Source organism: Cellulomonas sp. FA1, assembly GCF_000986825.1.
In the GTDB taxonomy this organism is placed as follows: Bacteria; Actinomycetota; Actinomycetes; order Actinomycetales; family Cellulomonadaceae; genus Cellulomonas; species Cellulomonas iranensis.
Genome location: NZ_LBMY01000001.1, coordinates 84,142 through 110,099 on the forward strand (window position 1 = coordinate 84,142; position 25,958 = coordinate 110,099).

The following is a 25,958-nucleotide window of genomic DNA, read 5'->3' on the forward strand; positions in this document are numbered from 1 at the left end:
CGCGGCGCCCGGCTCAGCGCACGGGGGCGACGGTGCTCGCGCGCTCGACGAGCATCGGTGCGATCAGCCGGGTCTCGGCGGGCTCGTCGCGCTCGACGCGCGCCATCGCCATCTCGACCGCGACCTTGCCGATGGTGTGCGCCGGGATGTCGACGTTCGTCAGCGGCAGGGCCTGGCCGACCGCCACGTCGGGCGGGCACACGGCGACGACCGACACGTCGTCGGGCACGTGCCGCCCGCGCTCGCGGAGCGTCGCCAGCACCCAGGGCAGCGCGACCTCGTTGTGGACGACGAGCGCGGTGACATCGGGCAGCGCGGCGAGCACGCGGTCGACCGCGGCGACGGCGCCCGCCATCGAGGACTCGCACGGCTCGACCAGACCCGTGAGGCCCGCCTCGGCGGCGCCGCGCGTGAAGCCGCGGATCATGCGCTCGGCGTACGACGTGTGGCGGTCGAGGACCGCCTGCGGCGACCCCAGCAGCGCGACCTGCCGGTGACCGAGCCGCGCGAGGTGCCGCACCGCGAGGTGCCCGGCGGCCTCGAAGTCGAGGTCGACGCACGACAGGCCCTCGGGGTCGCGCGGCAGCCCGATGAGCACGGCGGGCTGGCTGAGCCCTGCGAGAACGGGCACGCGCGGGTCGTCGGCCTCGATGTCCATCATGACGAGGGCGTCGACCATGGACCCGTTCGCGACGCGCTCCATGCCGGCGATCTCGTCGGCGGTGAGCAGGAGCACGTCGTGGTCGAACGTGCGGGCGGCGGTGACGACGCCGGTGACGAACTGCATGATGACGGAGACGTTGACGTCGACACGCAGCGGCGCCATGAGGGCGAGGACGTTGGTGCGGCTCGACGCGAGGGCGCGGGCGCCCGCGTGCGGGCGGTACCCGAGGTCGCGGATCGCGCGCTCGACGCGTTGCCGCGTCGGCGCGGAGATCGGGCGCTTGCCCGACAGCACGTAGGACACGGTGGAGGTCGACACGCCCGCCGCGCGTGCCACGTCGTCGATCGTCGTCGCCATGTCGCTCCGTTCGTCACGCGCTGCGGGCCGGTCCCGTGCCGCGCGGTCCGTGTCCCGCGCCCGCACCCCGAGGTGCGGCACACCCTAGCGCGGGCCCCGGGGCCGGCCGAGGAGTCGGCCGGGCCGGGGCGGGGGCGGCGCGTCGCCGCATCGGCGCGCAAGCGCTTCGCCTGGCACCTGGTCGGGCGTCCGGCTCGAGCGTGCGGCACCGGCCTGCGTCGACATCGATATCGACGCACTACGCTGGCGAAGCGCTTCGACGCTTCCCGTCGACGCCGCGGGGACGAGAGGGTGAGGGCATGACCGGGTCGGACGGGAGCGGTGGCACGCCCACGCTCGCCGCGCTCACGGACGAGGTCGGGCTGCTGTACGGCGCCGACTGGAACCCCGAGCAGTGGCACCCGGACGTCTGGCGCGAGGACGTGGCCCTCATGCGCGCCGCGGGGGTCAACCTCGTCACGGTCGGCGTCTTCTCGTGGGCCAGCCTCGAGCCGCGCCCCGGGCGGTTCGAGCTCGACTGGCTCGACCGCGTCGTCGACCTCGCGCACGACCACGGCGTCCTCGTCGACCTCGCGACCCCCACCGCGTCGCCGCCGCCCTGGCTGGGCGTGCTCTGGCCGAGCGCACGCGCGGTAACCGCCGACGGCGTGCGGATGTCGCACGGCTCGCGCAACCACTTCTGCCCGTCCTCGCCGCACTACCGCGAGCGCGCGCTCGCGGTGACCCGCGTGCTCGCCGAGCGCTACGGCGCCCACCCGGGCGTGCGCATGTGGCACGTCGGCAACGAGTACGGCCAGGTCTGCTGGTGCGAGCACTGCGCGCACGAGTTCCGCGCGTGGCTGCGCGCGCGCCACGGCAGCCTCGACGAGCTCAACCGCGCGTGGGGCACCGCGTTCTGGAGCCAGCGGTACGACGAGTGGGGCCAGGTGATCCCGCCGCGCGCAGCGCCGTACCTGGTCAACCCGACCCAGGCGCTCGACCACCGCCGGTTCGCGTCCGACCAGCTGCTCGCGCTCTACCTCGAGCAGCGCGACGTCGTCCGGGAGCACGCGCCGGGCGTCCCGGTGACCACCAACCTCATGGGCTTCCACCACCCGACCGACTACCGGCGGTGGGCACCCCACCTCGACGTCGTCGCCGACGACGTCTACGGCGACCCCGCCGACCCGCACGACGTCGTGCGCGTCGCGCTGACGCACGACCTCGCACGCGGCCTCGCCGGCGGTGCGCCGTGGCTGGTCATGGAGCAGGCCGCGGGAGCGGTGAACTGGCGGCCGCACAACGTGCCCAAGACCTCGGCGCAGCTGCGGCTCGACTCGCTGCGCGCGGTCGCGCGCGGCGCCGACGGGTCGTGCTTCTTCCAGTGGCGTGCGTCGACGGCCGGCGCCGAGCGGTACCACTCGGCCCTCGTGCCGCACGCCGGCCCCGACACCGCGCTGCACCGCGCGGTCGTCGCGCACGGTGCCGAGCTCGCGCGCCTGCGCCGCGTCGTCGGCACGCGCGTGACCGCGCGCGTCGCGCTCGTGTTCGACTGGCCGAGCTGGTGGGCCGCCGAGGAGCCGGCGTCCCCGTCGCAGCGGCTGCGCGCGCTGCCCCAGGTGCTCGCGTACTACCGGCCGCTGTGGGAAGACGGCGTCGCGGTCGACGTCGTGGGTCCCGACGCCGACCTGGACGCCTACGACCTGGTCGTCGCGCCGCAGCTGCACCTGGTCGAGGACGCGGACGTCGCGGGGCTGCGGCGGGTCGTCGAGCGCGGCGGCGTGCTGCTGCTCGGGCCGTTCTCGGGCGTCGTCGACCGCGACGCGCACGTGCGCACCGGCAGGTTCCCCGTGCCGTTCGCGGACCTCGTCGGCGGCTCCGGCGAGGAGTGGGTGCCGCTGCCGGACGCGGGCGTCGACCTGCGCTCCGACCTGCTGGGCGACGTGCGCGTGCACGACTGGGCCGAGCGCGTGCGCGTCGACGACGGCGAGGCCGTCGCGGCCGTCGTCGGCGGCGACCTCGACGGCTGCGCCGCGGTCGTGCGCCGCCGCCACCCGGGCGGCGGGCAGGGCTGGTACGTCGGCGCGCTGCTGCCCCCGGACGCGCTCGCGGGCGTCGTGCGGGCGTGCCTGGACGCCGCCGGCGTCGCCGGGCCCGCGGGCGTGCGCGCCGCCGCCGACGTCGAGGTCGTGCGCCGCGGCGACGTCACCTTCTGCCTCAACGCGGCCGACCGGCCGCGGACCGTGCACCTGACCGGCACCGCCGACGGGTGGCACGACCTGCTCACCGGCGCCGACGTCGCCGGTGACGTGCCGCTCGCGCCGCACGGCGTCCTGGCCCTGATCGAGAGGACCCCATGAAGTTCACCGACGGCTACTGGCAGCTGCTGCCCGGGGTGACCGAGCTGCGTCCCCGCCAGGTCGACGACGTGGTCGCGACCGACGACACGCTCACGGTCTACGCGTCGACCGCGCCGATCACCACGCGCGGCGACACGCTCAACCGCCCGCTCGTCACCGTCACGCTGCACTCGCCCATGGACGGCGTGGTCGGCGTGACGATCGAGCACTTCCAGGGCGGCCTCGAGCGCGGTCCCCGGTTCGAGCTGCACCGCGACGCGGGCGACGTGAAGATCGCGACGCCCGACCTCACGGGGCAGGCCGTCGCGACGCTGCGCTCGGGGCAGCTCGAGGCGCGCGTCGCGACCGCGGGCGACTGGTCGGTCGAGTTCGTCGACGTCGCGGACGGCCGCGTGCTCACGGCGTCGACGCCGCGCAGCGTGGGCGTCCTGACCGACGCGGACGGCCGGCACTTCGTGCGCGAGCAGCTGACCATGGGGGTCGGCGAGCACGTCTACGGCCTGGGGGAGCGGTTCGGCGCGCTCGTGAAGAACGGCCAGACGGTCGACATCTGGAACGCCGACGGCGGCACCGCGAGCGACCAGGCGTACAAGAACGTGCCGTTCTACCTGTCGTCGGCCGGGTACGGGGTGTTCGTCGACCAGCCCGAGCGGGTCTCGTTCGAGATCGGCACCGAGGTCGTGTCGCGCGCGCAGTTCTCGGTCGAGGGGCAGTCGCTCACGTACTACGTCGTCGCGGGCCCCACGCCCAAGGACGTGCTGCGCCGCTACACGGCGCTCACGGGCCGCCCGGCGCGCGTGCCGGACTGGTCGTACGGGCTGTGGCTGTCGACGTCGTTCACGACCAGCTACGACGAGGCGACGGTCACGCACTTCGTCGACGGCATGGCCGAGCGCGACCTGCCGCTGAGCGTCTTCCACTTCGACTGCTTCTGGATGCGGCAGTTCCACTGGAGCGACTTCATCTGGGACCCCGCGACGTTCCCCGACCCCGAGGGCATGCTGCGCCGCCTCAAGGAGCGCGGCCTGCGCATCTGCGTGTGGATCAACCCGTACGTCGCGCAGCGCTCGGTGCTGTTCGCCGAGGGCAAGGAGCGCGGGTTCCTCGTGAAGAACCCCGACGGGTCGGTGTGGCAGTGGAACATGTGGCAGGCCGGCATGGGTCTGGTCGACTTCACGAACCCCGACGCCGTCGCGTGGTACCAGGACAAGCTGCGCGGGCTGCTCGCGCAGGGCGTCGACTGCTTCAAGACCGACTTCGGCGAGCGGATCCCGACCGACGTCGTGTGGCACGACGGGTCGGACCCGCAGCGCATGCACAACTACTACACGCACCTGTACAACCGGAGCGTGTTCGAGCTGCTCGAGGCCGAGCGGGGCGCGGGCGAGGCGGTGCTGTTCGCGCGGTCCGCGACGGCGGGCGGTCAGCAGTACCCCGTGCACTGGGGCGGCGACTGCGAGTCGACGTTCGTGTCGATGGCGGAGTCGCTGCGCGGCGGGCTGTCGCTCGCGCTGTCGGGCTTCGGGTTCTGGAGCCACGACATCGGCGGGTTCGAGGGCGTGCCGGACGCCGCGGTGTTCAAGCGCTGGCTGCCGTTCGGCCTGCTGTCGTCGCACAGCCGGCTGCACGGCTCGGACTCCTACCGCGTGCCGTGGGCGTTCGACGACGAGGCGGTGGACGTGACCCGGCGGTTCACGCGCCTGAAGATGTCGCTCATGCCGTACCTCGCGCAGGCCGGGCGGGTCGCGCACGAGGAGGGGCTGCCGGTCATGCGCCCGATGGTGCTGGAGTTCCCGGAGGACCGCGGCGCGGCGACGGTCGACACGCAGTACATGCTGGGCGACGCGCTGCTGGTGGCGCCCGTGTTCTCGGCGGCGGGCGACGTCGACGTGTACGTGCCCGAGGGCACGTGGACGTCGTGGCTGACGGGGGAGCGGGTAACGGGGCCGCGCTGGGTGCGCGAGCGCCACGGGTTCGACTCGGTGCCGCTGTACGTGCGGCCGGGCACGGTGCTGCCGGTCGGCGCGCACGACGACCGGCCCGACCGTGACCACGCGGACGGCGTGACGCTGCACCTCGTGGAGCTGCCCGACGGTCACCGGTCGACGACGCGGGTGCCGAGCGGCGACGGCGAGGCGGTGTTCACGGTGCGGCGCACGGGTGCGGAGGTGCGGGTGCGGGCCGTCGGCGCGCCGGGGGCGTGGGCCGTGCAGCCGTTCGGTCGCGACCGCGTCGAGGTGCCGGCGGGGGTCGACGAGGTCGTCGTCGCGGTGTGAGGCGCCGCGGGCGTCCCGGTCCCGAGGGTGCCGGGGCGGTCCGCGCGAGCCCGGGGTGCGGGAGCGGTCCCACGCCCTGTATCGTATCGATTCGACCCGCGCGGCGCCGCTGCCCCGCGGACTCGGCGAGCGGTCCGTCAGGGCCGCCGAGCAGCACCCACTCACCGCTCCCGGAGGGCATGTCATGACCAGCACCACGCGGCCGTCCGGCCGCACGTTCCCGGCCGACTTCCTCTGGGGGTCGGCGACCGCGTCGTACCAGATCGAGGGTGCCGCGGCCGAGGACGGTCGCACGCCGTCCATCTGGGACACGTTCTCGAAGACGCCCGGCAAGGTCCTCAACGGCGACACCGGCGACGTCGCGGTCGACCACTACCACCGCGTCCCGCAGGACGTCGCGATCATGTGCGACCTCGGGCTGCAGGCGTACCGGTTCTCGATCTCGTGGTCGCGCGTGCTCCCGCAGGGCACCGGCGAGGTCAACCAGGCCGGCCTCGACTTCTACTCCGACCTCGTCGACCGCCTGCTCGCCGCGGGCATCAAGCCCGTCGTGACGCTCTACCACTGGGACCTGCCGCAGACGCTCGAGGACGCGGGCGGCTGGACCAACCGCGCCACCGCCGAGGCCTTCGCCGAGTACGCCCGCGTCGTCGCGCGCGCCCTGGGCGACCGCATCCACCTCTGGACGACCCTCAACGAGCCCTGGTGCTCGTCGTTCCTCGGCTACGGCTCGGGCGTCCACGCGCCCGGCGTGACCGACCCCGCCGCCGCGCTCGCGGCCGTGCACCACCTCAACCTCGCGCACGGGCTCGCCGCGCGCGTCATCCGCGACGAGCTCGGTCCGGCCACGCCCGTGTCGATCACGCTCAACCTGCACGTGACGCGCGCCGCGTCCGACGCGCCGCAGGACGTCGAGGCCAAGCGCCGCATCGACACGATCGCCAACGAGGTCTTCCTCGGCCCGCTCCTCGAGGGCGCGTACCCCGAGCGCGTGTTCGCCGACACCGCGGCGATCAGCGACTGGTCCTTCGTGCAGGAGGGCGACCTCGAGCTCATCCGGGTCCCGATCGACCTGCTCGGCGTCAACTACTACTCGACCGGCCGCGTGCAGCACGGCACGCCGCCCGTCGGCGACGGCACGCCCGGCCCCGACGGGCACCGCTCGTCGGTCGTCAGCCCGTGGGTCGGCGCCGACCAGGTCGAGTGGCTCCCGCAGCCCGGCCCGCACACCGCGATGGGCTGGAACATCGAGCCGCAGGGCCTCGTCGACCTGCTGATCGAGCTCCACGACCGCTACCCGGGCCTGCCGCTGGCCATCACGGAGAACGGTGCCGCGTTCTACGACACCGTGACGCAGGACGGCCGCGTGCACGACGTCGAGCGCGTCGCCTACCTGCACGACCACGTCGACGCCGTCGGCGAGGCCATGGACAAGGGCGTCGACGTGCGCGGCTACTTCGTGTGGTCGCTCTTCGACAACTTCGAGTGGGCCTACGGCTACGACCGCCGCTTCGGCGTCGTGCACGTCGACTACGACACCCAGGTCCGGACCGTGAAGGACTCGGCGCGCTGGTACCGCGAGCTCGTCCGGACCGGCACGATCCCGACGCCGGAGTCCGCCGCGACGCTCTGACACGACCCGCACCCCCGACGGCCGGTGCCCCGCTCGCACGAGCGCGGCACCGGCCGTCCGCGTTGGTGCGCGGGCCCGGCCGTGCGTGAGGATGGACCCGTGCCCCGGTCCCGTCCCTCGTCGCGTCGCCCCTACGGGGCCGAGCCCGTGCCGCTCGACGTCGACCGCGCCACCGGAGGGCGGCGCTCCGAGTCCGGCCCCGACGGCGAGTGGACCGTGCAGCGCGTGCGTGGGTCCGACCGGGAGTACCGCTGCCCGGGGTGCGACCAGCTGGTCGCCGCCGGCACGCCCCACGTCGTCGCCTGGCGCACCGACGACTGGCGCGGCGCCGGTGTCGACGAGCGCCGGCACTGGCACGCCGCGTGCTGGGACGCGCGCGGTCGGCGCGGGCCGACGCGGCGGTGAGCCGCGTGCCCGGCCCCGTCGCGCCGCACGACCCGGCGTGGCGCGGCCACGCCGCCGCCGACGCCCGGCCCGCCGACGCCCCGGCCCCCGACGTCCGGCTGGTCGCCACCGACCTCGACGGCACGCTCCTCGCGCCCGACGGGACCGTGTCGCCCCGCACGGCCGCCGCGCTCGCGGACGCCGAGGCGGCGGGGCTCGACGTCGTCTTCGTGACGGCACGGCCGCACCGCTGGCTCACCGAGCTGCAGGCCCACGTGGCCGGCCACGGCGTCGCGATCTGCGCCAACGGCGCCTCCGTCGTCGACGTCGCGGGCCTGCGGGTCCTCGAGGAGCACGGCATGGACCGCGCGCGCGTGGCGGCGCTCGCGGCACGCCTGCGGGACGCGTGGGGCGCCGACGCGGTGCACCTCGCCGTCGAGAGCGCCGAGGGCTTCGCCGCCGAGCACGGGTTCGTCTCGACGCACGACGTGCCGCCCGGCTCGCGCACGGCGGCACGCATCGAGGACGTCCTGCCCGCCACCACGCTCAAGGTCCTGCTGCAGGCGACCGGACGGACCGCCGAGGTCGACGCGTTCGTCGCCGAGGCGCAGCGCGCCGTCGGCGACCTCGCGCACGTGTCGTCGTCGGCGACCGTGCCGCTCGGCGAGATCGCCGCACCCGGCGTCACCAAGGCCGCGACCCTCGCGGCGTGGGCCGCGCGGCGCGGTGTCGCGCCGTCCCAGGTGTGGGCCGTCGGCGACGCCCCGAACGACCTGCCGATGCTGCGCTGGGCCGGGCGGTCGTTCGCCGTCGCGAACGCGCTGCCGGCCGTCCTCGCGGCCGTCGACGCGACGCTGCCGTCCAACGCCGACGACGGCGTGGCGGTGCTGCTCGAGCGTGCGGCGGCGCTCGCCCGGGCGCGCGACCTGCGGGGTCGCGGCTAGGGTCGACGGCGTCCGTCGTCGACCACGAAGGAGGGCGCATGCCCGCGACCCCGATCGTCCTGCTCCATGCCTTCCCGCTGGACCACCGGCTCTGGGACGACGTCGCCGCCGGGCTGCGCGGCGACCGGACCGTGATCGCCCCCGACCTCCCCGTCCCGTCGGAGCTCGCGCTGCCCGAGCCGTCGCTCGACGCGGTCGCCGACCGCGTGGCCGACCTGGTGCGCGACGCGGGCGGCCGCGCGCTCGTCGCGGGGCTCTCGATGGGCGGCTACGTCGCGCTCGCGCTGCTCGAGCGGCACCCCGACGTCGTCGCGGGCCTCGCCCTGGTGGACACGAAGTCCACGGCCGACACGCCTGACGCGGCCGAGAACCGGCACCGCGTGGCCGACGACGTCGAGGCCGCCGGGACGGTCGCACCCGTGCGGGGCTCCGTCGCGACGCTGCTGGGGGAGAGCACGCGGGCCGCGCGTCCCGAGGTCGTCGAGCGCGTCACGGGCTGGGTCGAGGAGCAGGACCCCGCACGCGTCGCGTGGTGCCAGCGCGCCATGGCGGCGCGCCCCGACCGCACCGAGGTGCTGCGCGCCTTCACCGGGCCCGTCTCCGTGGTCGTCGGCGACGAGGACGCGGTCACCGGCGCCGACGCCGCTGAGCACATGGCGAAGGCGGCCGCGCAGGCCACGCTCGTCGTCGTGCCCCGCGCCGGGCACCTCTCCGCGGTCGAGGACCCGGCGGCCGTCACGACCGCGCTGCGCGAGCTCGCGCAGCGCGTGGACGCCGCCGACGCCTGACCCCGCGACGACGCGGCGTCGCCGGGTCGAGGTCGTCGGGGCGTCGGCAGCGGTCAGGCGCCGCAGGCGAGGACGCGCGCGAGCGCGTCGGGCAGGTCGATGGACTCGCCGTCCTTGCCGCCGGCGCCGATGACGAGCGGCGGGTCCTGCGGGGTCGGTCGCACGCCCCGGAACCGCGCGACCACCGACGACGGCGCCGTCAGGACGTAGAACGCGCCGTCCGTGTCGATGCCGACCGTCTCGTCGCGGCGCAGGTACCAGCCGGTCAGCGGGGTCCGGTAGCGCGCGCGGCCGTCGTACGAGCGCACGTGCAGCGGCACCGGGGCGAGCCCCGCGGCACGCGCGTCCGTGAGGAACTGCGCGATGTGCGCGCGGGCCCGGTCGGACTCCGCGCGCTGCCGCGCGGCCAGGGCGTCGGCGTGCGCGGCGGCCGCCTCGCGGCGTCCCGCCCGCCAGCGCGCGGTCGCGTCGTCGTGCGGGTCGGGCGGCGCGGCGTCCGCGGGCCGTCCGTTCCCGGACGGCCCGCTCGTGGGCGGCTGCTCGTTGCTCATGGCGACCTGGACCCGCCGGTCAGCGGGCCGCGGCGTCCTTCGCGCCGTCCGCCGACGCGCCCTGCGGCGCCGCGGCGTCCGCGGGCGAGTCGCTCGCCGTCGCGTCGGCCGGCTCCTCGGCCCGCTCCGCGTCGGCCGCCGGGGACGGGACGACGGGGACGGCCGCCGAGACCGGGGCCGGCCGCGCCTTGGTGGGACGCGTGGCCTTCGCGGCGGGCTTGGCCGCGCGCGCCGGCGCCGCGTCGCCCTGCGTGCTGCGCGTGGTACCGGCGCTCTCGGCGTCGGTGCCCGCGGCTCCGCCACGTGCCTTGCCCTGCGCCTGGTCCTTCTCGAACCGCTCCTCGATGCGCCCGGCCTTCTCGAGCGCCGCACGGTCGGGGTTGGTGCCGAGCAGGTTGCGCAGCTCGTCGAGGTAGGACGTGATGGACTCGCGCTGCCGGTTGAGGTCCTCGACCTGGCGGGTCGCGGTCGTGCGCTCGCGCTCCGACTCCGTCATGGCGTCGGAGATCTGCTTCTCGGCGTGCTCGCGGGCCTCGGCGACCACGCGGTCGGCGTTGCGGCGCGCGTTCGACAGCAGCTCGGCGGCCTGCTTCTCGGCGTCGGTGCGGACCTTCTCGGCGTGCGCGAGGGCCTTGGCGACGCGCTCCTCGGCCTCCTGCGCGTGCGACTCGGCGTCGGCGACGAGCCGCTCGGTCTCGACGCGGGCCGACTCATGACGGTCGGCGTCCTGCTTCTCGGCCGCCTCGTGCTGCGCGGCGATCGCGAGCTCGGCGTCGGCGAGCTGCTGCTCGGCGCGGTGCACGAGCTCACCGGCACGCGTGCGCGCCTCGGTGGTCGCCTCGGTGATCGCGCGCCGCGCCTCGGTCTGCAGCCGCTCGACCTCCAGGCGCGTGCGCTCGCGCAGCTCGGTGGTCTCCCGCTCGGCGGCGGCCCGCGCCTCGGCGGTCTCGCGCTCGGTCGTCGAGCGCAGCTCGTCGGTCTCGCGCTGCGCCGTCTCGCGCAGGTGCGCGACCTCGTGGCCCGTGCGCTCGCGCAGCTCGGTGGTCTCGCGGTCGGCCAGCGCGCGCAGCTGGCTGGCGTACTGCTCGGACTCGGTGCGCAGCGTCGCGACGGCGTCCTCCGCCTCGGCGCGTGCCTGGGCGATCTCGTCCGACGTCGACGCGCGGAGCTCGCCGGCCTCGCGCTCGGCGGTCGCGCGCACGTAGGCGGCGTACTGCTCGGCCTCGGTGCGCAGCGCCGCGACCTCCGCCGCGACGCGCTGCTGGAGCGCGGTCGCGTCGCGGTCCGCGGCCGCGCGGGTCGCGTCGGCGTACTCGGCCGCGGCGGCGCGCAGCGCCGTGGTCTCCTCGGCGGCGGACTGCCGCCACGCGGCGACCTCGGCGTTGACCTCCGAGCGCACGCGGGCCGCGTAGCGGTCCGCGTCGCCGCGCAGCGCGGCCACCTCGGCCTCGACGCGCTGCCGCAGCTCGGTGGTCTCCTGGTCGGCGCTCTGCCGCAGGTCCTGCGCGTACCGCTCGGTCTCCTCGCGCAGCGCGGTCGTCTCGGCCTCGGTGCGGCTGCGGAGCTCGGTCGCCGTGCGCTCGGTCGCGATCCGCAGCTGCGTCGCCTCGTGCTCGACCCGCGCCCGCAGCGTGCCGAGCTCCCGCTCGAGCGACGTGCGGCGCTCGCTCTCCTCGGTCGCGACGGCGCTCTGGATGCGCGCGGCCTCGCGCTCGGCGCTCCCGACCAGCTCCTCGGCGCGGCGCTGGGCCGCGGCCACCGAGCTCTCGGCCTCGGCGTGCGCCGTGGTCCGGACCTCCTCGGCCTCGCGGCGCGCGGTCGCGAGCAGCTCGGCGACCTCGTTCTCCGCGCGGGCGCGCAGCTGGCCGGCGGCGAGCTTCGCGCGGGCGAGGGCGTCGGCGGCCTGCGCGTTCGCCTGCGTCATGACGTCGGAGGACTGCTCCTCCGCCGAGCGCAGCAGCTGCTCGATCCGCGACCCGAGACCCGAGTAGGTGGGCCGCTCGGCCTCCCGCAGCTGGCGGTGCGCCTCGGAGAGCTCGCCCGCGACGCGCAGCTTCTCGGCGTCGAGAGCCTCGACCTGGGCACGCGCCTCCGCCAGCGCCTGCTCGAGCGAGGCGACGGACTCGTCGACCGCGTCGCGGTCGTAGCCGCGGAAGCTGACGACGGGGAACGGGTTCCGGGCTTCGGGCACGAGGGATCCTCCTGGGACGGGGGCCCGGCGGGCGGGGTGGCCGAGGGAGTCCTCGGCGCGCCGGTGCCCCGCAAGGATACGCGGCGGGCACGCCCTGACCAGGGTGCTGCGGTCCCGCGACGCCCCCGGGCAGGACGGTCGTCCGGGAGTCGACGCGCAGGTCGCGCGGCCACGGCCCGTCGGCGACGGGTGCGGCGCGCGCCGTCCGGTGCGATGTGGACGTCGCGTGCGCACCGCGTCGGGGTCGTGGGCGGGAGCGGCGCCGGATCCGCCCCGGTTCGGCCCGTGGCGCCGGGTCCGCCTATCCTGGATCGTTCGTCTGCGGAGAGGACTGTGCGTGCTCAAGCGACTCGTGATCGCCTTCGTGGGGCTCGTGGGCGCCGTCGTGATCGCGCTCGGCGTGGCCTCGGCGACGCTGTGGCGTGCCGACGACGTGCTCGTCGCCGACCTGCGGGCCGACGCGCCGATCGTCGTGACGGAGCCCGGCGTGCTCGAGCTCGCCGCGTCCGAGGTGACGGTCCGGGTCGAGGCCGACGGCCCCGTCGTGCTCGCGGTCGGGCGCGACACCGACGTCGACGGGTGGGTGGGCGACGACGCGCACCAGCGTGTCACCGGCCTGGCCGGCTGGCACGAGCTCGCGGCCGAGGACGTCGCGGCCCCGGCGCCCGAAGCGACCCCGGAGGATGAGGCGACGCTCGAGGGAGAGGCGCCCGCCGACGGCGAGGCGACGCCCGAGGGCGAGGCGCCCGCGGGCGAGGCCGCCCCGCGGACGGCGAGGCCGCCCCGGAGGGCGAGGCCGCCCCGCGGACGGCGAGGCCGCCCCGGAGGGCGAGGCCCCGGCTGACGCGCAGGCGACCCCCGAGGAGCCGGCCGCCGCGGCTGCCGTGCCGAACCCGTCGGGCTCGGACATGTGGGTGGTCGAGGCGTCGGGCGACGGCGAGGCCGAGCTGACGTGGGCCCAGCAGCCGGGGCGCTGGACCGTGCTCGCCGTGAGCACCGACGGCTCCGCCCCTCGCGTGTCGCTCGCGTGGCCCCAGGAGGTCACGACGCCGTGGCTGTGGCCCGCCGTGGGCGTCGGCTCGCTGCTGGTCGTGCTGGCCGCGGCCCTGCTGGTGCGTGACCTGCGCCGGGCGCGCCGTGGTCCCGAGGCCGACTGGACCCCGGTGCTGACGGGCCCGCTGCCGACGGTCGGCGCCGACGGCGCGCCCGTCCAGCTGACGCGGCGGCAGCTGCGCGAGCTCGCCGCGCACGGCGCGCTCGCCGACTCCGGTGTCGCCGCACCGCGCGACGAGACGCCCCGGCACGACGAGACGGCCCCGCGGCCCGACGACGCGCCCGCGGCGCCGACCTCTTCCGCGCCCACCGGCGCCGAGGACGCCGGGGCCGGCCGTCGCGCGCGTCGCGCCGGCGCGGCACCGGACGACGCGTCCCGCCCCGAGGGCTCCACGCAGGTGCGGCCCGTCCCGGAGGGGCCTGTCCCCGATGGTCCGCCGTCGGTCGCGCAGGGCCCCGGCTCGACGGCGCTCCGGCCCGACGACGCGCGGCACCGCGGGCCCGCCGGTGACCCGGTCCGCGGCCCGGCTGGCCCCGAGGCGTCCCCGACGACGCCAGGACCGGCGTGGCTGAGCCGCGCCCCGAAGCCGTCCCCGGGCGTGGGCCCGTCGGGCGCCGCACCCTCGGCGCCCGTCGCGGGCGGTGACGTCGCGCGCGAGGCGCGGACCAGCGGTCGTCCGGACTCCGCACCCGGCGCCGGCGCGGCGGCGGACTCCCGGCGGGCGGCACCGGGCACGCCGGCGGCCCCGACGGCGCAGGACCCGCACGGCACGGCACGGCAGACGGCGCAGGGCGCGTCGCACGGCACGGCGCGTCCCGGGTGGGCTCCCGTGCCGCCGCCCCCGGGTGCCGTGGTCGGCCGTGCGGACGGGCCCGACGCGGGCGGGCGCGCACCCGACTCGCGGGCGCCCCGGACGCCGACCGGCCCCGAGGGGGCCGAGGAGCGCGCGGGGGAGACGTCCGGCGCTGCTGCCCCGCGACCCGCCTGGCTGCGCGACGCGCCGACGCCCCCCGGGCCGCGTGCCGCGGGTCGTGACGCCGCGGGTGCCGACCCGGCGGCCTCGCGCGCCGACGCGTGGCGTCGCGCGTGGGGGCTGCCGCCGCTGCCGACCGACGACGACTCCCCGGAGGAGGGCCGATGACCGCCACACGTGTCCGCGCGCGGACGACGCCCCGACGAGCGACCGTCCGGGGCCTCGTCCTGGCCGCCGCCCCGCTCGCCGTGCTCGCGGGCTGCGCGACGCCGCTGCCGCAGGCGACGCCCGAGCCGGTCCCGGCCGTACCGCCGCCGGCCGTGTCGGTCGCCCAGTCCCAGCGCGTGCTCGACGCGGTCGCCGAGGTCGTGGCCGCGGGTGACGTCGCGAACGACCCGGCCGGCCTGCCGGCGCGCCTCGAGGGCCCGGCGCTCGCCATCCGCACGGCGGAGTACGTCCGGAACGCCGCGACGGAGGGTGGCCGCCCGCCCACGGTGCTGCCGTTCGAGGAGCAGGCGCTGATCGTGCCGGAGACGGACGCGTGGCCGCGCACCCAGCTTGTCGTCACCGAGCAGCCCGACGACCTGCAGGCGCCGCGCATCCTCGTGCTGCGGCAGGACGGTCCGCGCGACCCGTACCGCATGTGGGGGTGGGCGCGGCTCCTCCCGGGCGTGACGATGCCGCCGACGGCCGCGCCGGAGGTGGGCAGCCCGACGCTCGCGCCCGACGCCGAGGGGCTGCTGATGACCCCGGCCGAGGCGCTGACGCAGTACACCGACGTCCTCACCCACGGCGACGCGTCGTCCTTCGCGGGGTCGTTCGCGCCCGACGCGTTCCGGACGGCGGTCGAGTCCGAGCGCGCCGAGCGTGCCACGCCGCTGGGCGACGCGGCCACGCTGACGCAGTCGTACCAGGCGGGCGCGGAGCCGGTCGTCGCGCTGCAGACCGTCGACGGCGGCGCGATCGTGGTCGGCGAGCTGTCGACGACCACGACGTTCGCGCTGACGGAGCCCGGGGGCAAGATCGACGTCGAGCCGTTCTACTCGCGGCTGGCGGGTGGCGCGACGACTGCGGGCACCAGCCTGACCCGGGTCTTCGGCGGGGTCGTGGTCATGTACGTGCCGCCGGCCGGCAGCGGCGCGCAGGTGCAGGTCCTCGCGGGTGAGCAGGCGGTCACGGGAGCGTCGGTGCAGTGACGCGACGTGCCCGGGGCCCGGTGTGCCGGACCCCGGGCCGACCGGGCAGAATCGCCCCCGGTGCCGTGACGCGCGCAGCGTCCGCCGGTGCCGCCGCAGGACAGCGAGTGACCACGAGACCGAGGAGCACCTGATGTCGCAGCCGTCGCAGCAGCCCCGACCCCGGCTGGATGCGCGAGGAGCCGTCGACCTGTCCGCCCTGGCGCGGCCGGCGACGCCGCCCCCGGGCAGCCCCGGCGGGCTCCCGGTGCCGACGGCCTACGTGCGCGACGTCGACGAGGCGGCGTTCCCCGAGGTCGTGCAGTCCTCGACGCAGCACCCCGTGGTCGTGGTGCTGTGGGCCGCGTGGAGCGAGGTCAGCCAGCAGGTCGCGGCCGAGCTGTCGACGCTCGCGGCGGAGGACGGCGGCCGGTGGCTGCTGGCGCGGATCGACGCCGAGGCCAACCCGCAGGTGGCGGCGGCGTTCCAGGCGCAGTCGGTGCCGACGGTGGTCGCGGTGCTGGGCGGGCAGCCCGTGCCGCTGTTCCAGGGCGCGCACCCGCGCGAGCAGGTGCGGGGCGTGCTCGACCAGCTGCTGGCGGCGGCGGAGGCCAACGGCATCACCGGGCGGGTCGCTCCGGGGGAGGTCGCCCCCGAGCAGTCCGAGCCCGAGCCGACCCTGCCTCCGCTCCACCAGGCCGCGTACGAGGCGATCGAGCGCGACGACCTGCCGGCCGCGCGCGCCGCCTACGAGCAGGCGCTCCGGGAGAACCCCCGCGACGCGATGGCACGTGCCGGCCTCGCGCAGGTCGGCCTGATGGAGCGCACGGCGGGGCTCGACCAGCGCACCGTGCGCGAGGCGGCGGCCGCTGCGCCCGACGACGTCGACGCACAGCTCGCGGTGGCCGACGTCGACCTGTTCGCCGGCGCCGTCGAGGACGCGTTCGCGCGCCTGGTCGACCTGGTGCGGCGCACGACGGGTGACGAGCGCGAGCGGGTGCGGGTGCGGCTCGTCGACCTCTTCGAGGTGGTCGGCACGGACGACCCCCGCGTGGTCGCGGCGCGTCGTGCGCTCGCGTCGGCCCTGTACTGAGCGTCCGGACCCTCGGTCGCCGGGGCCGAGCACGCGTCGCGGCGGGGTGCGCCGCACGACGCTTCTCGCGTCGTGCGGGGTGCCGCCGGTCCCGAGACCGCGTGCCGCGCCTCGTTGTGACGGCCGATGACCGACGTCGACCCCCGAAAGCCCAGGTCAGAGGGCTCTTCGGGGGTCGACTTGCATCCTGGCGCGAGTGTGCGTAACTTTCTCCAGGCCGCCCGGCAGGGAGGAACGGACACCGAGCAGGACTCGGTGGTCGGTCCCCCGGGTAGGCACCCCGGACCACATCTCGTCGAGGCACTTCTGTGCCCGGCGGCGACGGACACCGGGTGGATCGAGAGGGACTGACGATCCGGTAAGGTCTTCCAGGCGCCGAACCCCACGGGGTGAGGCCAGGGCGAATCCGATCCGGGTCCCAGGACCTCGGCGACCGGTCGACGACAGCGACAAGCTGAAGTTGACAGGGAGCAAGCGATCAGATAAGTTTGAACGGTTGCCTCCGAGCAGAACCCGACAGGGTCAGCGGGATGCGCGTCTGTTCCTTGAGAACTCAACAGTGTGCCAAGTAGTCGATGCCATGTAAGTGGTGTCGAGCTCGGATCAGGTCCACCCCCGTGGGTCTGGTTCGGGGATGATGCCAGTTGATGCCCTCTTTCGAGGGGGTTCTTTGTGGTGTCTGTTGCTTGCTGGTCTTCGGGCTGGTGAGTGGCTGATGAACATTCACGGAGAGTTTGATTCTGGCTCAGGACGAACGCTGGCGGCGTGCTTAACACATGCAAGTCGAACGGTGAACCTCAGCTTGCTGGGGGGATCAGTGGCGAACGGGTGAGTAACACGTGAGTAACCTGCCCTTCACTCTGGGATAAGCCTTGGAAACGGGGTCTAATACCGGATACGAGACGCACGGGCATCTGTAGCGTCTGGAAAGATTTATCGGTGGAGGATGGACTCGCGGCCTATCAGCTTGTTGGTGGGGTAATGGCCTACCAAGGCGACGACGGGTAGCCGGCCTGAGAGGGCGACCGGCCACACTGGGACTGAGACACGGCCCAGACTCCTACGGGAGGCAGCAGTGGGGAATATTGCACAATGGGCGCAAGCCTGATGCAGCGACGCCGCGTGCGGGATGACGGCCTTCGGGTTGTAAACCGCTTTCAGCAGGGAAGAAGCGAGAGTGACGGTACCTGCAGAAGAAGCGCCGGCTAACTACGTGCCAGCAGCCGCGGTAATACGTAGGGCGCAAGCGTTGTCCGGAATTATTGGGCGTAAAGAGCTCGTAGGCGGTTTGTCGCGTCTGCTGTGAAAACCTCAGGCTCAACCTGGGGCTTGCAGTGGGTACGGGCAGACTAGAGTGCGGTAGGGGTGACTGGAATTCCTGGTGTAGCGGTGGAATGCGCAGATATCAGGAGGAACACCGATGGCGAAGGCAGGTCACTGGGCCGCAACTGACGCTGAGGAGCGAAAGCATGGGGAGCGAACAGGATTAGATACCCTGGTAGTCCATGCCGTAAACGTTGGGCACTAGGTGTGGGGTCCATTCCACGGATTCCGTGCCGCAGCAAACGCATTAAGTGCCCCGCCTGGGGAGTACGGCCGCAAGGCTAAAACTCAAAGAAATTGACGGGGGCCCGCACAAGCGGCGGAGCATGCGGATTAATTCGATGCAACGCGAAGAACCTTACCAAGGCTTGACATACACCGGAAACGTGCAGAGATGTGCGCCCCGCAAGGTCGGTGTACAGGTGGTGCATGGTTGTCGTCAGCTCGTGTCGTGAGATGTTGGGTTAAGTCCCGCAACGAGCGCAACCCTCGTCCCATGTTGCCAGCGGGTTATGCCGGGGACTCATGGGAGACTGCCGGGGTCAACTCGGAGGAAGGTGGGGATGACGTCAAATCATCATGCCCCTTATGTCTTGGGCTTCACGCATGCTACAATGGCCGGTACAAAGGGCTGCGATACCGCGAGGTGGAGCGAATCCCAAAAAGCCGGTCTCAGTTCGGATTGGGGTCTGCAACTCGACCCCATGAAGTCGGAGTCGCTAGTAATCGCAGATCAGCAACGCTGCGGTGAATACGTTCCCGGGCCTTGTACACACCGCCCGTCAAGTCATGAAAGTCGGTAACACCCGAAGCCGATGGCCCAACCGTTTGGGGGGAGTCGTCGAAGGTGGGACTGGCGATTAGGACTAAGTCGTAACAAGGTAGCCGTACCGGAAGGTGCGGCTGGATCACCTCCTTTCTAAGGAGCATCTGGCAGCTGGTCGTCCTGTCATGGGGCGGGGTGGTTGTCCAGGCCCACGCTCGGTCCGAACGCGGCCGGGGTGGTGCTCAAGGGTGGAACATCGACTACTGGCCGACTCGTTGGGTCGGTGGCTCCTAGTACGCCGTCAGGTTCGCCTGGTGGGAGGGAACGGATGCTCACCGGTTCGGTGCGGGTCGGCCTGGCACGCTGTTGGGTCCTGAGGGAACAGCCCGTGAGGGGGTGTTGCCTTGGTCGGGACCTTCGGTCCGGTCGAACCGCTGGATCTGCGCTGGTGGCGCCCTGCAAGGGGTGGTGCGGGTGCGGGTGCGGTAGGCGCCGGGGGCTGGGGGTGACCGGTGGTTGCTTGAGAACTGCACAGTGGACGCGAGCATCTTTGAATGATCTTTGTGGTCAAGTTTATAAGTGCACAGGGTGGATGCCTTGGCACCAGGAGCCGAAGAAGGACGTAGTAGCCTGCGATAAGCCTCGGGGAGTTGGCAAACGAACCGTGATCCGAGGATTTCCGAATGGGGAAACCCCGCCACAGTCATGTGTGGTGACCTTCACCTGAATATATAGGGTGAGTGGAGGGAACGCCGGGAAGTGAAACATCTCAGTACCGGCAGGAAGAGATATTCCGTGAGTAGTGGCGAGCGAAAGCGGATCAGGCCAAACCGTGCGCGTGTGATAGCCGGCAGGCGTTGCGCGTACGGGGTTGTGGGACCTTTCCGTTGCTTCTGCCGAAGCAGCAGGGAGTTACAAAGTCGCGTCATAGTCGAAGGGCATTGAAAGGCCCGGCACAGAGGGTGTTACCCCCGTAGACGAAATGGCGTGGCCTCCCGAAGGGGATCCCAAGTAGCTCCGGGCCCGAGAAACCCGGAGTGAATCTGCACAGACCACTGTGTAAGCCTAAATACTACCTGGTGACCGATAGCGGACAAGTACCGTGAGGGAAAGGTGAAAAGTACCCCGGGAGGGGAGTGAAATAGTACCTGAAACCGTGTGCATACAATCCGTCGGAGCCTCCCTAGCAGGGGTGACGGCGTGCCTTTTGAAGAATGAGCCTGCGAGTTAGTGGTACGTGGCGAGGTTAACCCGTGTGGGGAAGCCGTAGCGAAAGCGAGTCCGAATAGGGCGTCTTTAGTCGCGTGCTCTAGACCCGAAGCGAAGTGATCTAGCCATGGGCAGGGTGAAGCGCGGGTAAGACCGCGTGGAGGCCCGAACCCACCAGGGTTGAAAACCTGGGGGATGACCTGTGGTTAGGGGTGAAAGGCCAATCAAACTTCGTGATAGCTGGTTCTCCCCGAAATGCATTTAGGTGCAGCGTCACGCGTTTCTTGCCGGAGGTAGAGCTACTGGATAGCCGATGGGCCCCACCAGGTTACTGACGTTAGCCAAACTCCGAATGCCGGTAAGCCAGAGCGTGGCAGTGAGACTGCGGGGGATAAGCTCCGTAGTCGAGAGGGAAACAGCCCAGACCACCAGCTAAGGCCCCTAAGCGTGTGCTAAGTGGGAAAGGATGTGGAGTTGCACAGACAACCAGGAGGTTGGCTTAGAAGCAGCCACCCTTGAAAGAGTGCGTAATAGCTCACTGGTCAAGTGATTCCGCGCCGACAATGTAGCGGGGCTCAAGCACACCGCCGAAGCTGTGGCATTCACACTCGAGACAAGCCTTCGTGGTTCAGTCGTGTGGATGGGTAGGGGAGCGTCGTGCCGCCAGCGAAGCCGCGGGGAAACCCAGTGGTGGAGGCGGCACGAGTGAGAATGCAGGCATGAGTAGCGAATGACGGGTGAGAAACCCGTCCGCCGAATGACCAAGGGTTCCAGGGCCAGGCTAATCCGCCCTGGGTAAGTCGGGACCTAAGGCGAGGCCGACAGGCGTAGTCGATGGACAACGGGTTGATATTCCCGTACCGGCGAAGAACCGCCCATACCGAGCCCGGTGATGCTAACCGTCCGAGCCTGCCCCATCGTCCTTCGGGACACCGGGGCAGGGGAGCACGGGACCCGAACCGGTAGTAGGTAAGCGTATTAACAGGAGTGACGCAGGAAGGCAGCCCAGCGTGGCGATGGTAGTCCACGTCCAAGGTCGTAGGGTCAGGTGTAGGCAAATCCGCACCTGGTGAAGCCTGAGAACCGACGGGTACCGCGTATGCGGGAAATGGGTGATCCTATGCTGCCAAGAAAAGCTTCGACGCGAGGTTCTAGCCGCCCGTACCCCAAACCGACTCAGGTGGTCAGGTAGAGAATACCAAGGCGATCGAGAGAATCGTGGTTAAGGAACTCGGCAAAATGCCCCCGTAACTTCGGGAGAAGGGGGGCCTCAAGCGTGATCCACCCATGCGGTGGTGAGCGTGGAGGGCCGCAGAGACCAGGGAGAAGCGACTGTTTACTAAAAACACAGGTCCGTGCGAAGTCGCAAGACGATGTATACGGACTGACGCCTGCCCGGTGCTGGAAGGTTAAGAGGACGGGTCAGCTCTTCGGAGCGAAGCTCAGAATTTAAGCCCCAGTAAACGGCGGTGGTAACTATAACCATCCTAAGGTAGCGAAATTCCTTGTCGGGTAAGTTCCGACCTGCACGAATGGCGTAACGACTTCTCCGCTGTCTCAACCGCGAACTCGGCGAAATTGCACTACGAGTAAAGATGCTCGTTACGCGCAGCAGGACGGAAAGACCCCGGGACCTTTACTATAGCTTGGTATTGGTGTTCGGTGCGGCTTGTGTAGGATAGGTGGGAGACTGTGAAGCCGGCACGCCAGTGTCGGTGGAGTCAACGTTGAAATACCACTCTGGTCGCTCTGGACATCTAACCTCGGTCCGTAATCCGGATCAGGGACAGTGCCTGGTGGGTAGTTTAACTGGGGCGGTTGCCTCCTAAAATGTAACGGAGGCGCTCAAAGGTTCCCTCAGCCTGGTTGGCAATCAGGTGGCGAGTGCAAGTGCACAAGGGAGCTTGACTGTGAGACTGACAGGTCGAGCAGGGACGAAAGTCGGAACTAGTGATCCGGCGGTGGCTTGTGGAAGCGCCGTCGCTCAACGGATAAAAGGTACCCCGGGGATAACAGGCTGATCTTGCCCAAGAGTCCATATCGACGGCATGGTTTGGCACCTCGATGTCGGCTCGTCGCATCCTGGGGCTGGAGTAGGTCCCAAGGGTTGGGCTGTTCGCCCATTAAAGCGGTACGCGAGCTGGGTTTAGAACGTCGTGAGACAGTTCGGTCCCTATCCGCTGCGCGCGCAGGAAACTTGAGAAGGGCTGTCCCTAGTACGAGAGGACCGGGACGGACGAACCTCTGGTGTGCCAGTTGTTCCGCCAGGAGCACGGCTGGTTGGCTACGTTCGGAAGGGATAACCGCTGAAAGCATCTAAGCGGGAAGCCTGCTTCAAGATGAGGTTTCCACGGGGCTCGTCCCCGAGAGGCTCCCAGCTAGACCACTGGGTAGATAGGCCGGATGTGGAAGGCAGGACTCAAGACTGCCGCAGCTGACCGGTACTAATAAGCCGACAACTTGACTAACTCATTCATTGCTACGCGTCCACTGTGCGGTTCCCGAGAAACCAACGGGAACCCGTTGACAACTCGACAGCGTTACGGCGGTCATAGCGAAGGGGAAACGCCCGGTCCCATTCCGAACCCGGAAGCTAAGCCCTTCAGCGCCGATGGTACTGCACTCGCCAGGGTGTGGGAGAGTAGGACGCCGCCGGACAATCATTCAACGAAAGGCCCACCCCTCACAGGGGTGGGCCTTTCGTCGTTTCCGGGCCCGCTGGCGGCGCGCGAGCGGGCACCGAGCGCGTGCGACCGGCCGTGGCACACGGCTGACCGGGCGCAGACTGCTGTCCCCGCACGGCAGGACGTCGCCGGCAGGATCTGTACGCGGAGCGTCGGCCGCCGGGCTCGTACGGCGGAGTGCCCTCGGCCCGGCCCGGCCTGCGGAGTGTCCACCGCCCGGCCCGTCCCGCGGAGCATCGACGGCAGGGCTCGTGTGGAGGAGTGTCCACGGCAGGGCTCGTGCGCCAGAGCGTCGACGGCAGGGTTCTCCTACGGCGCAGGATCGACGGCAGAGGGCCGCACTCCGAGCGGGGTGCGGCCCTCTGCCGTGCGGACGGGTGCGGCTGATCCGTCAGGCGTCGTCTGCGGGCGCGTCGTCGGCGACCAGGACGATCGCCCCCAAAGGCGGCACGCGCACCTCGGCGGACCACGCGCGTGCGTAGTGGGTCACGGGCTCGGCCTGCACCGCGCCGAGGTTGCCGACGCCCGAGCCGCCGTAGATCTCCGCGTCCGAGTTGAACGCCTCACGCCACCGACCACCCTGCGGCAACGGCACGCGCCAGCCCTCGTGGGGGACGCCCGCGAAGTTCACGACGACGACGGCCGGCGGCGTGCCCACCCCCTTGCGGACGTACGCCAGCAGGTTGAGGTCCGCCTCGTCGGACGCGAGCCACTCGAAGCCGTCGGGCGTCTCGTCGAGCTGCCAGAGGGCCGGGGTCGCACGGTAGAGCGCGTTGAGGTCGGTGAGGCACCTCTGGACGCCGCGGTGCGACGCGTCGTCGAGCGCGAACCAGTCGAGCGACCGCGACTCGGCCCACTCGCCCTGCTGTGCGAACTCCTGCCCCATGAACAGCAGCTGCTTGCCCGGGTGCGTCCACTGGTACGCCAGGAGCGCACGGACCCCGGCGAGCTTCTGCCAGTGGTCGCCCGGCATGCGGCCGTACAGCGAGCCCTTGCCGTGGACGACCTCGTCGTGGCTGATGGGCAGGACGAAGTGCTCCGAGTACGCGTACACCATCGAGAACGTGATCTCGTGGTGGTGGTAGCGCCGGTTGATCGGCGACTCCTGCAGGTAGCGCAGGGTGTCGTTCATCCACCCCATGTTCCACTTCAGGCCGAAGCCGAGACCGTTCGCGCTCGTCGGCGCGGTGACCCCGGGCCAGGCGGTGGACTCCTCGGCGATCATCATGATGCCGGGCGCGCGCCGGTACGCGGTCGCGTTCGCCTCCTGCAGGAACGAGATCGCCTCGAGGTTCTCGCGGCCGCCGTACACGTTCGGGCGCCACTGCCCGGGCTGACGCGAGTAGTCCAGGTAGAGCATCGACGCGACGGCGTCGACGCGCAGCGCGTCGACGTGGAACTCCTCGAGCCAGTACGTCGCGTTGGCCACGAGGAAGTTGCGCACCTCGGAGCGCCCGAAGTTGAACACGTACGTGCCCCAGTCCGGCTGCTCGCCGAGCAGCGGGTCCGGGTGCTCGTACAGGGCCGTGCCGTCGAACTGGGCGAGCGCCCACTCGTCCTTCGGGAAGTGCGCGGGCACCCAGTCCAGGATCACGCCGATGCCGGCGCGGTGCAGGCAGTCGACGAGGTAGCGGAAGTCGTCGGGGTGACCGAAGCGCGACGTCGGGGCGTAGTAGGACGACACCTGGTAGCCCCAGGAGCCGCCGAACGGGTGCTCGGCCACGGGCAGCAGCTCGACGTGCGTGAAGCCCGTCTCGAGGACGTACTCGGTGAGCTGGTGCGCCAGGTCGCGGTACGACAGACCCTGCCGCCACGAGCCGAGGTGGACCTCGTACACGCTCAACGGGCCCGTGTGCGGGTCCCGCTCCGCCCGTGCGGTCATCCACGCGTCGTCCGACCACGTGAAGCGCGACTCGACGACGACCGAGGCCGTCGCGGGCGGCACCTCGGTGCCCTTCGCGAGCGGGTCCGCCTTCTGGCGCCACGAGCCGTCGGCCCCGAGGATCTCGTACTTGTACCGGGCACCCGCCTCGACGCCGGGCACGAACAGCTCCCAGATGCCGCTGTCGCCGAGCGAGCGCATCGCGTGCGTCGCGCCCTGCCAGTGGTTGAAGTCGCCGACCACGCGCACCGCGCGGGCGTTGGGCGCCCACACGGCGAACGACGTGCCGCGCACCTCGCCGAGCTGGCCCGGGTACGTGTGCACGTTGGCGCCCAGCACCTGCCAGAGCTGCTCGTGCCGGCCCTCGCGGACCAGGTGCCGGTCGAGCTCCTGCACGGTCGGCAGGAACCGGTACGGGTCGTCCACCGTGGTGGTGTGCCCGCCGTACGTGACCTCGAGGCGGTAGTCCGGCACGACCGTGCCCGGCAGCAGCGCGACCCACACCCCGTCGCTCTCGTGCTGCGCGTCGACGCTCCCCGTCGCGGTGGTCACGACCACCCGGTCGGCGAGCGGACGCAGCGTGCGGACCGTGACGGCGCCGTGGCCGACGTGCGGGCCGAGCACCGCGTGAGGGTCGTAGAACGTCCCGGCCGCGACGGCACGGAGCGTGTCGTGGTCGACGGGCACGGGGGACGGTGCGGCCGCAGTCATGTGCCTACCCAACCACCCCCGGGGCGTCGGCGCAGGTGGTCGCCGCACACCGTCGTGCCCTGGGCGCGACCGGCGCGGTCAGCGCGTGCGGCGGGCCGTGCTGCCGCGCGCGACGAGGCGGGGGAGCGGCGCCGACGACGTGGTCGGGCGACCCGACGCCAAGAGGTTGAGCACGGCGTCGGCGACCTGGACGCCCATCGCGTGGACGTCGAGGCTCATCGCCGTGAGTGGCGGGTGCGCGAGCCGGCACAGCGCCGAGTCGTCCCACGCCAGCAACGACACGTCGCCGGGGACGGACAGCCCGAGCTCGTGCGCGACGCCGAGCCCCGCGACCGCCATCACGTCGTTGTCGAACACCAGCGCGGACGGCGGGTCGTTGCGGCCCAGCAGCGTGCGTGCCGCGCGGGTGCCCGACGCCTCGGCGTAGTCGCCCTCGACGACCACGCCGCGCGCGCCGCGTGCCGCGCACTCGGACAGGAACGCGTCGGTCCGCGACCGTGTGTGCGCGAGGTCGGCGGGCCCGGAGACGCGCCCGATGGTCGCGTGGCCGAGGTCGACGAGGTACCCCACCGCGTCCCGCATCGCCTGCGCGTTGTCGATCCACACGTGCGCGACCCCGTCGAGCGTGCGCTCCGGCCCGCCCACCACGACCGTGGGGATGCCGAGCGTGCGCAGCACGTCGAGCCGCGGGTCGTCCACGACGAGGTTGACGAGCACGACCGCGTCGACGAGCCGGCCCTGGCCCCACCGGCGGTACGCGGCGATCTCGGCGTCGTGGTCCGGGACCACGTGCAGCAGCAGCGACCGGTCGTCGGACGACAGGGTCTCCTCGATGCCGCCGATGAGCTCCATGAAGAACGGCTCGAGCCCCAGCATGCGCGCCGGGCGGGCCAGCACCAGTCCGATCGCGTCAGCGCCCACGGCCGTCAGCGTAGCCGCCACGTCGTGACCGTCCCCGGCG

At 72.3% G+C, this 25,958-nt stretch carries 15 protein-coding genes and 3 rRNA genes; 13 read left to right on the top strand and 5 right to left on the bottom strand.

The genetic code is table 11. The annotated features are described in order from the left end of the window. Positions 1–13 precede the first annotated feature (13 nt). Positions 14–1,021, bottom strand: coding sequence for a LacI family DNA-binding transcriptional regulator (locus GY42_RS00370; protein ID WP_046527801.1), 1,008 nt, complete (start codon positions 1,019–1,021; stop codon positions 14–16). 299 nt (positions 1,022–1,320) lie between these two features. Between GY42_RS00370 and GY42_RS00375 the strand changes: the two genes are divergently transcribed. The 6 genes from GY42_RS00375 (at position 1,321) to GY42_RS00400 (ending at position 9,385) form a co-directional block, all read left to right on the top strand. Next, positions 1,321–3,360 carry a beta-galactosidase gene (locus GY42_RS00375; RefSeq protein ID WP_046527802.1) on the top strand — a complete coding sequence of 680 codons (2,040 nt, stop codon included), beginning with the start codon at positions 1,321–1,323 and terminating at the stop codon, positions 3,358–3,360. Next, complete coding sequence (yicI, locus tag GY42_RS00380) at positions 3,357–5,636, top strand: alpha-xylosidase (RefSeq protein WP_046527803.1); 2,280 nt, start codon at positions 3,357–3,359, stop codon at positions 5,634–5,636. Before GY42_RS00375 ends, yicI begins: the two co-directional genes overlap by 4 nt. A 184-nt stretch (positions 5,637–5,820) precedes the next feature. Then, complete coding sequence (locus GY42_RS00385; protein WP_046527804.1) at positions 5,821–7,269, top strand: GH1 family beta-glucosidase; 1,449 nt, start codon at positions 5,821–5,823, stop codon at positions 7,267–7,269. A gap of 99 nt (positions 7,270–7,368) precedes the next feature. Beyond that, complete coding sequence (locus GY42_RS00390; RefSeq protein WP_082131290.1) at positions 7,369–7,674, top strand: hypothetical protein; 306 nt, start codon at positions 7,369–7,371, stop codon at positions 7,672–7,674. 5 nt (positions 7,675–7,679) lie between these two features. Then, positions 7,680–8,597, top strand: a complete 918-nt coding sequence (locus GY42_RS00395) for an HAD family hydrolase (protein WP_082131660.1) — start codon at positions 7,680–7,682, stop codon at positions 8,595–8,597. Between the two features lie 38 nt (positions 8,598–8,635). Then, positions 8,636–9,385, top strand: coding sequence for an alpha/beta fold hydrolase (locus GY42_RS00400; protein WP_046527806.1), 750 nt, complete (start codon positions 8,636–8,638; stop codon positions 9,383–9,385). Between the two features lie 53 nt (positions 9,386–9,438). Here the strand turns inward: GY42_RS00400 and GY42_RS00405 are convergent, their stop codons facing one another. Beyond that, complete coding sequence (locus GY42_RS00405) at positions 9,439–9,936, bottom strand: hypothetical protein (RefSeq protein ID WP_046527807.1); 498 nt, start codon at positions 9,934–9,936, stop codon at positions 9,439–9,441. 19 nt (positions 9,937–9,955) lie between these two features. Further along, on the bottom strand, positions 9,956–12,127 hold the full coding sequence (locus tag GY42_RS00410; protein WP_046527808.1) for a lipoprotein: 2,172 nt from the start codon (positions 12,125–12,127) through the stop codon (positions 9,956–9,958). Between the two features lie 337 nt (positions 12,128–12,464). Here GY42_RS00410 and GY42_RS00415 point away from each other — a divergent pair, with 337 nt between their 5' ends. The 7 genes from GY42_RS00415 to rrf all read left to right on the top strand — a co-directional run bounded on the left by GY42_RS00415 (position 12,465) and on the right by rrf (position 22,378). Further along, positions 12,465–12,971, top strand: a complete 507-nt coding sequence (locus GY42_RS00415) for a hypothetical protein (protein WP_046527809.1) — start codon at positions 12,465–12,467, stop codon at positions 12,969–12,971. Positions 12,972–13,011: 40 nt separating this feature from the next. Then, positions 13,012–14,322 (top strand): hypothetical protein, encoded by a 1,311-nt coding sequence (locus tag GY42_RS00420; RefSeq protein WP_046527810.1) that lies wholly within the window; start codon positions 13,012–13,014, stop codon positions 14,320–14,322. Then, positions 14,319–15,350: a hypothetical protein gene (locus GY42_RS00425; RefSeq protein WP_046527811.1), complete on the top strand. Its 1,032-nt coding sequence runs from the start codon at positions 14,319–14,321 to the stop codon at positions 15,348–15,350. The genes GY42_RS00420 and GY42_RS00425 overlap by 4 nt, the downstream gene beginning before the upstream one ends. A 133-nt stretch (positions 15,351–15,483) precedes the next feature. After that, complete coding sequence (locus GY42_RS00430; protein WP_046527812.1) at positions 15,484–16,422, top strand: tetratricopeptide repeat protein; 939 nt, start codon at positions 15,484–15,486, stop codon at positions 16,420–16,422. 722 nt (positions 16,423–17,144) lie between these two features. After that, positions 17,145–18,664: ribosomal RNA gene (locus tag GY42_RS00435) — 16S ribosomal RNA — on the top strand. A 412-nt stretch (positions 18,665–19,076) separates the two neighbouring features. Next, positions 19,077–22,188, top strand: a 23S ribosomal RNA gene (locus tag GY42_RS00440). Positions 22,189–22,261: 73 nt separating this feature from the next. Beyond that, positions 22,262–22,378, top strand: a 5S ribosomal RNA gene (gene rrf, locus GY42_RS00445). The 16S, 23S and 5S rRNA genes sit together here, the layout of an rRNA operon. A 417-nt stretch (positions 22,379–22,795) precedes the next feature. On the opposite strand, the gene glgB is transcribed toward rrf, so the two are convergent. Next, on the bottom strand, positions 22,796–24,997 hold the full coding sequence (gene glgB / locus GY42_RS00450; protein WP_046527813.1) for a 1,4-alpha-glucan branching protein GlgB: 2,202 nt from the start codon (positions 24,995–24,997) through the stop codon (positions 22,796–22,798). 78 nt (positions 24,998–25,075) lie between these two features. After that, positions 25,076–25,918 (bottom strand): LacI family DNA-binding transcriptional regulator, encoded by an 843-nt coding sequence (locus tag GY42_RS00455; RefSeq protein WP_052748140.1) that lies wholly within the window; start codon positions 25,916–25,918, stop codon positions 25,076–25,078. Positions 25,919–25,958 lie beyond the last annotated feature (40 nt).